Origin of the sequence: Bacteroides sp. 2201st1_D9_2201SCRN_220225 (genome assembly GCF_040928965.1) — a bacterium.
Taxonomy (GTDB): domain Bacteria; phylum Bacteroidota; class Bacteroidia; order Bacteroidales; family Bacteroidaceae; genus Bacteroides; species Bacteroides stercoris.
Window position 1 is genome coordinate 1 of sequence record NZ_JBCODG010000118.1, and the last position, 7,211, is coordinate 7,211.

The 7,211-nt window shown below is 39.4% G+C and carries 7 protein-coding genes; 1 reads left to right on the forward strand and 6 read right to left on the reverse strand.

Going from position 1 to position 7,211, the window contains the following annotated elements:
* Nucleotides 1–7: 7 nt before the first annotated feature.
* The 6 genes from AB5903_RS21420 to AB5903_RS21445 form a co-directional block, all read right to left on the reverse strand.
* Nucleotides 8–1,399, reverse strand: coding sequence for an MFS transporter (locus AB5903_RS21420; protein ID WP_272710765.1), 1,392 nt, complete (start codon nt 1,397–1,399; stop codon nt 8–10).
* Between the two features lie 166 nt (nt 1,400–1,565).
* The gene (locus tag AB5903_RS21425) at nt 1,566–1,883 is read right to left on the reverse strand and encodes a DUF6198 family protein (protein WP_262895076.1); all 318 of its coding nucleotides are present in this window, start codon (nt 1,881–1,883) and stop codon (nt 1,566–1,568) included.
* 234 nt (nt 1,884–2,117) lie between these two features.
* Nucleotides 2,118–2,681, reverse strand: a complete 564-nt coding sequence (locus tag AB5903_RS21430; protein ID WP_195658664.1) for a 6-carboxytetrahydropterin synthase — start codon at nt 2,679–2,681, stop codon at nt 2,118–2,120.
* 348 nt (nt 2,682–3,029) lie between these two features.
* The gene (locus AB5903_RS21435) at nt 3,030–3,944 is read right to left on the reverse strand and encodes a DMT family transporter (RefSeq protein WP_195658670.1); all 915 of its coding nucleotides are present in this window, start codon (nt 3,942–3,944) and stop codon (nt 3,030–3,032) included.
* A 541-nt stretch (nt 3,945–4,485) separates the two neighbouring features.
* A complete protein-coding gene (locus tag AB5903_RS21440; RefSeq protein WP_060385052.1) occupies nt 4,486–5,373 on the reverse strand; it encodes an AraC family transcriptional regulator in 888 nt (295 codons plus the stop codon).
* 472 nt (nt 5,374–5,845) lie between these two features.
* A complete protein-coding gene (locus AB5903_RS21445) occupies nt 5,846–6,088 on the reverse strand; it encodes a transposase (protein ID WP_117940980.1) in 243 nt (80 codons plus the stop codon).
* Nucleotides 6,089–6,592: 504 nt separating this feature from the next.
* On the opposite strand from AB5903_RS21445, the gene AB5903_RS21450 reads away from it, so the two are divergent.
* The gene (locus AB5903_RS21450) at nt 6,593–7,189 is read left to right on the forward strand and encodes a DUF3575 domain-containing protein (RefSeq protein WP_022103350.1); all 597 of its coding nucleotides are present in this window, start codon (nt 6,593–6,595) and stop codon (nt 7,187–7,189) included.
* Nucleotides 7,190–7,211: the final 22 nt, after the last annotated feature.

A 7,211-nucleotide genomic window follows, 5' to 3' on the forward strand; every position in this document is an offset into this window, starting at 1 on the left:
TGCATATTTATAATGGACGTGGTTGCGAAATTCTCAGACAGCTGACTATTGCTGCAACAATAGCAAAACCTGTTGCTGAATACAGACATGTTTGCGAACTGTTGATTGGAACTAAATAGAATATCATGGCAACTTGTGTAGCTCCCAGTGTTTGTCCCAGTAGACGGGCAGTACCCAGCATACCGCTTGCTCCTCCACTACGGTTGGATGGAGCGGAGGAGATGATGGTACTGTTGTTGGGTGTTTGGAATAAGCCGAAACCGGATCCACAAATGAACAGCCGCCATATAATATCCATATTAGTAGGGTTGGAAGGGAGTACTGCGAGCAGAAAAAGTCCTATAGCAAATATTGTCATGCCGATGCTTCCCAGTATTCCGGCATGGATACGTTCTACTAGCCGTCCGGCAAGCGGAGCAATAATCATTGTCGCTATTGGCCAGGGAGTAAGGAGTAATCCGGTTATCACATCGCTACGTTTCAAAGTCTCCTGGAGGAAAAAGGGGAGGGAGAGCATGGCTAGCATTTGCCCGGTGAAGGAACAGATGGATGTGCCGATAGACATGGAGAAAATAGGGATACGCATCAGGTCGACTGGTAATAAAGGAAATTGTTGGCGTAATTGGCGACGTACAAAGAAATAACCAATTATTAACAACGCAAATACCCCGACTATGATCAATGTTGTGTTTTCTTTGTGGGTAATACCCTCTAATAAGAATATAAGTAGACCAAAGGTGACTGCATTCATCAGACAACTGAACTTGTCGAAATGGCGTCCGGTTACTTTTACCGGATTGTCAGGAAGGTATATCAGTCCGATTATGAGTGTAGCAATTCCCACTGGGATGTTGATGGCAAAAAGCCAATGCCATGAACCCAATGAGAGAATAATTGAAGCGATTGTCGGTCCGGCAGCGGTCGACACGGCAATGACAAGGGCGTTGATGCCCATTCCGCGACCAAGAAAACGTTTGGGATAGATGATCCGGAGTAGCGCCGTATTCACACCAGTGATTGCGGCAGCGCCGAATCCTTGTAAAATACGGGCGGTAGTCAGCGTCCAGAACGAGTCGGCACAAGCACAGATCCCTGAGGTGATGCTGAATAGCAAAACGCCAGATAAGTAAATTTTCCGGTAACCGTAAATGTCTCCCAATGAAGAGAAAGAGAGGAGTGAAATGGTAATAGCCATCTGATAAGCATTTACTATCCAAATCGTTACGGATGGTGAAGTTCCTAGGTCGTGGGCGATTGTCGGTAAAGCCACATTGGCGATTGTAACGTCTATCACAGATATTCCAACTCCTAGAGCAGTGGCTAAAATAGCCCAATAACGCTTGGATAACGGTAAACCGCCGTTCTCATTTACAGGTATGATGTGATTTTGCAGTATCATTCTTATCATAATTCATTACTGCCCACTAAAAAAGGAACATAGTTAAAAATAAAATAAGTTCAGTTCACTTGAATCATTTAAATCTTTGACATTGAAAAAATGATATCATTATAAATTGCTGATTCCAAAAGGTATAACTTTTATTACATACTATGATTGATGTAGGTCACATATTAACATCTAATAGGAAACCGAATACAAAACCAATAATGAATTGGAAAAGTTGTATCCGTGGGAACCTCTGGTGGAGGATGAGAATCTGAAGCCCGATGAAAAGAAAGTTCATTATGTGAGTATATTCTACAATTGTAAATAGGGAAACTATGCTAGCTTCTTCTGCGAGTGCTATAATAAATGGGATAGTGGCAATCACACTACTGCCAAAGTTTGGCCGTATGCAGAGGGCTACTCCACATGTCATTATGGACAATGAAACGATGAGCAATAAATGTTGCCATGAAAACGAAATGATTCTTTTTTTCATGAAAAATAAAATTTAGCTGCATAATATATAGATTATAAGAGAATTATAAAAATCTGCGATTTGAATATAACAAAATATTGAAAATTATAGAATCCTCTGATATCCATTATCTATTACTATATAACACCCTATTCTATTTTATAATCTCACCATGTCTTTATTTTATGTTCATGGATATGGCAAGAAAAACAAGCAACACAGTCCAACATCATTGGACTGTGTTACCGGTTATGATTATTTTTTGTATCCGCACTTAGGACATGCACTTTCCTCATTCTGCGTAACACCACAAAGAGGACAGCGTTGAATCTTATTTTTTGTAACAAATTCAGCAGAACCAGCATTTACTCCACTTGTGAATGTGATTTTTGCTATATTCAGTTTGTCTTTAAGAAGAGCGTATACGATCTTTATCATGCCCTCCACAGTCATGGTCTCTTTTGTTACTACAAGACGCGCATCCGGGTATGCCGTGGCCAGCTCAGTCTTGAAAGCCTCACCCTTCATTGTGTTTTGAGGATTTCCATTCTTGATACCTTGTTTTTCATATACCCCAAGAACTGCGGGTAAAAGCGGATCATCCTCCCTGAGGACTAAAGCATGGTCAAAGTTTTTTAGCACATTCCATGCGATTTTTTGGATTTCATTACAAGGATATACCATATTTACTCCCGTATTTATAGTATCCTCCACTTCAATAGTCAGAACACCGGTATGTCCATGAAGATACTGGGCTTCTCCTCGAAAACCATAAAATCTGTGTGCATACTGTAAATCAAATGTTGTTATACTTCTCATATCAATATTGGTTATTGGTTATTGGTTATTGTTTTCATTGCAGCAAAAGCTATGAATATTGTGATAACAAACTTCTATACCAGACTCTCTCAAACCGGAAGAACCAGATCTTATCAGCATTTTATTCATCAGCTTTTAGAAATTAAGAATCTTAATATCTTTCTGAAATAATCTTTGTTATCTCTATTAATTGTCATATGCAAAGTTCGGAAATCGTGATTATTACTCCATGTTCCAAATAGAACCTTGTTTGGTTAATTGCGACACAAACAATACATTGTTTGAATCGTAAATTTATCACCATGTGTAGTCTGCATATGATTATAGTAATAATAAAATAAACAGAATTTAGTCCGCTTGCTTTTTTATAGCAGTACAGTTAGGACGAGAGTTTTTGCTAGCCAGATATACGCCCGAGAGAACCAAAACGATTCCGACTATCGCAACTGGGGTCACTTCCTCATGTAGGAATATAGTCGCCCCGACCGTTGTGGCAAGAGGATTCAGATAAAGATAGTTGGATGCCTGTATCGTCCCCAGTTGCTTTACGACAATATTCCACAACAGATAACAGGCAGACGAAGCTATGACACCTAAAAAAAGGAGATTGCTCCATACTTCACTGTCTAGCAATACAGCAGGGTTTATCAATGAGGGCAGAAAAAAGAAAGTGGGCAGAATTGTTATTATACCATAGAAAAATATTTTTCTGGTAATGAAAGCCGGAGAATATTTCCGGGTGAGACTCCGAATGACAAGACTGTAAAACGCCCATGACAGAGAAGCCAAAAGAGTCAGTAAATCTCCCAAAGGTGATATCCGAAGAATGAAACTTCCGTTGAATATCAGCAAGCCTACACCCAACAGAGCAACAATAGATCCGTGTATGAAGCCTCTTGAGACCTTTTCCATCCGAACGGACAATACGGTCAGAGCAGCAGTCAACAACGGGGTCGTACATATGATGAAAGAAACATTTGAAGCCTGTGTCAGCCCCAGAGCCATGTTCTGTAAAAAGAAGAACAGGGAACCACCCAATACTCCGCCACCCACCAGATATAGCTCATCTTTCAGATTACGGGCAAAAAAACGATGGAAGGAGATAGGACACACTGCAGCATAAGCCAGCAAAAAACGGAATAGGAAAATCTCCTGAGGAGACAGACCATGAACTATTAGAACCTTGGTGGAAATAAAAGTCATTCCCCATACCACGACGACCATAACAGCGGCCAGATGATAAAATATATGTTTCATTACAATTAAAATATTTTTAATTCTGATGTACATGCTTTTGACTTACAATCAAATTGATATATATCCAGCCGGATATCCCAGCTCTTTGGAACGGACTTCCATCCATACCAATCAGTATGACAACGGGCTTTTCAATCCACACCAGTTCAATACATAAGGCCCGGAAGAATATTATTTATACTTCTATACAGTTTGCCGTATGTAAATAAAAGGAAACTGACTTTAACATATTCACATTAAAGCGGTGTGAAAATAGTAAAATAATGAAAGGCAAATACGGATGAAGTCAGGTATTTTCAAAATATGTCTCAAATATAGTAGATATTGTCTGCTTTAATAGATTTGAGAAATACATAACCTATCGAAACGCAGGTTGGAAAGTCTGATTGTATCCCTAAAAGAAAAATTATCGGTAATTATGAGGTTATCCCTCCTTGTCAACATGTTCCGCTCCGTATCCATAGAATATTCCAGAGGGGTTCTTTCGCGTGGAAAAGCTTTCCAGTTTCACTCCCCAACTTGTGCGTGTATTGTACAGCATCCACTTTTACAAGTTGTGGAGTTTTTTATATTCGTCACGAAAGTTTGCAGGAGATGTCTCTGATTTCTTTTTGAAGAATTTTCCGAAGGATGACTGGTCTGAAAAGCCTAATTGTTCAGCAATCTCCTTTACAGTCAGATCCGTAAAGACCAGCAGGCGTCTAGCATCTGTATAAAGTGCTTCGGCTATATAATTATTCACTGTTTTTCCAGAAATCTGACGTATCACTCTTGACAGGTATGTCTGGGATATGTGAAGGGAATCAGCATAAAACTGAAGTTCATGCTCTTTCCTGTAATTCTCAGCCAACAACTTTCTGAAAAGTCGGAACAAAGCATCGGAATGCTTGACCCTTCCGGCTGGATGTACATTTTGACTGTGGAAGATTTCCGTTATTTGCAGCAATAGGAAATTGACCAGTGAACCAGCCATTTCTGCAGGATGGTCGGAGGTGAGGTAGTGGGACATCAGGTCTAGCGTTTTGCGTATATGTACAGTATCGCTGTCCTCTAGCCGTAAAACATATGTCGTATGGCTGCTGTTATAAAGCCGTTTGTATACATAGTTTCCTATGGAAAGGGAGTCAAAAAAGAAAGGCTCCATGCATAGACCACATGTACCGAAGTCGGAACTTTTTTTCATTAACTTTACAGACATTCTTGGAGCGACAAGAAGCATGTCCCCCTTTCCTACAATATAGGAATGACAGTCAACTACAAATTCTGCTGTTCCGGTTTCCACCAATATATAAAAGAAAGCACCGGCACGGAACATCTCATTACTGTACTTGTCTAAAAAAAACTCAATGTTTAGGATATAAACTCCTTTATTGTATGTGGTGACTGTTTGCATTTCCCGCACCAGGGTAGACAATGTTTCTTTGGCATGCTCCATAAGCACAAACTATTTCTATATATTTTTCTAAAATGACCATTTTTTCTATAAACTCGGATAAAAGCCTGACATCCAATGAGTGGATATGGAAAAAGGGCAGCAAGATACAAAGAAAAGAGCAGATATACAAAAAGAGCCGGATTATACACGAAGTCGTATAAATATATGTATCTGTGTTGGAAAATGATGGCATTGGTATCATCAGAAAGGAACTGGTACTAAAGCTGATGAGTCTGTTATGTGGGACTACGAAAAGTGTTGTATTTGAATAGGTTATGTTTTTTTAGAGCAGGAATATCGGGCATAAGCTTACTACATTTGCAATCAGTAAGCCAAGATGGAGATTTATGCATGCCGTTATCTCAATTTGTTTAACTGTAAAAACATAATAAAGTAATGAGTAGTGTCAAACTTATCAGAGATCCCAAGACGGATCATTTGCTGACACCGGAGAACTTCGCATTGTTAGTCATCAATTATCAGCCGATATTCTTGCTTTCGAGTACTGGGAACTTCCGGAAGAATAAGAGGAAGGGTCTACTCCGCCATACCAGTTGAACTTTCTTGGAGCATCAAAATGTGTAAAGGCCTCCGTAGTAATTATCATGTTGGCTGCTGCTACACGTCCAACACCGTCTATGGACATCAGCAGCTCCTTTTGCCTGAACAATATAGGACAGAAACCATTAATGTCTGTAAATGTTTCATTTTGCATTCATACAAGGCTTTCGGCATATAATACTTTGTCTTTTATCTGTCCTTTATATTTAGCTAAATCCGTTACATAGGAACATCCATTTGCTGCCGCCCTTTTAGGAAACATCCATCTCTCCGACAGCGAGATCAGCTCCCTGATGCGGGCCATAGAGGAAACCTGTGAGACCGAGACTAGAGCCGTACACTGGTGAGTAAACCAGCATAGGGATTTGATAGATGGTTGAACTCCGGACAAGGAGAAATGTAGTCGGTGAACATCACATTGGAATAGATGGCTTTCAAATTCTTTTCTTCACAAGGCGGAATGATAACTTCTTTTCGAATTTATGATAATATTAAAAAGAATATCTGTCTGGCTACCTTGTATAAACAAAAAGACTGTTTTACATAATTCTATGTCCAATGTATATAATGAAAATACGATTGCTCATTTTTAATTTTGCATTATCATAATTAACATCATAAAACAAGCATTTTTCGTTTAAAAACAATCAGCGACAATATGAAAAAAATATGCTTTTTTTTCTTTCTGCTGTTCAGCTTGCAGTCTTTCTCACAGAAGGTTGTGCTAAAAAACAACCTTGTCTATGATGCCCTGCTGACACCCAATCTTTCTGTAGAGTTTTCCCTGGGGAAGAAATGGACCTTGGATACCCAAATCGGTATGAATTTCTTTTTTTATGAAAATGATGCCACGGCAAACGGTTACAAAACAAAGAAATGGAGTCACTGGCTTGTACAGCCGGAGATAAGATATTGGATCTGTGAAACATTCAATGGCTGGTTTCTTGGCCTTCATGCCCACGGAGGGCAGATGAATGTGGGAGGCATAAATATTCCTTTTATTATTCAAAACCACTCCAAAGAAATGAAAGATTACCGTTATGAGGGGTATTTTTATGGTGGGGGTATCAGTACGGGTTACCATTGGATACTGTCCAGCAGATTCAGTGTAGAGGCATCCTTAGGACTGGGCTATGCGCGTGTTAAATATGACAGGTTCAGATGTACTTCTTGTGGGAAAAAGGATGGTAAGGGGAAAGCTGATTATCTGGGACCTACAAAGCTTGCCGTTTCGATTATCTATATAATTAAATAAATGATGCTTTGCATATATAAAT

What these genes read in the sequence shown, in the direction of transcription:
- AB5903_RS21430 (WP_195658664.1), bottom strand. Translation starts at nt 2,681, where the DNA reads ATGAGAAGTATAACAACATTTGATTTACAGTATGCACACAGATTTTAT.
- AB5903_RS21440 (WP_060385052.1), bottom strand. Translation starts at nt 5,373, where the DNA reads ATGGAGCATGCCAAAGAAACATTGTCTACCCTGGTGCGGGAAATGCAA.
- AB5903_RS21425 (WP_262895076.1), bottom strand. Translation starts at nt 1,883, where the DNA reads ATGAAAAAAAGAATCATTTCGTTTTCATGGCAACATTTATTGCTCATC.
- AB5903_RS21420 (WP_272710765.1), bottom strand. Translation starts at nt 1,399, where the DNA reads ATGATACTGCAAAATCACATCATACCTGTAAATGAGAACGGCGGTTTA.
- AB5903_RS21450 (WP_022103350.1), top strand. Translation starts at nt 6,593, where the DNA reads ATGAAAAAAATATGCTTTTTTTTCTTTCTGCTGTTCAGCTTGCAGTCT.
- AB5903_RS21445 (WP_117940980.1), bottom strand. Translation starts at nt 6,088, where the DNA reads ATGCAAAATGAAACATTTACAGACATTAATGGTTTCTGTCCTATATTG.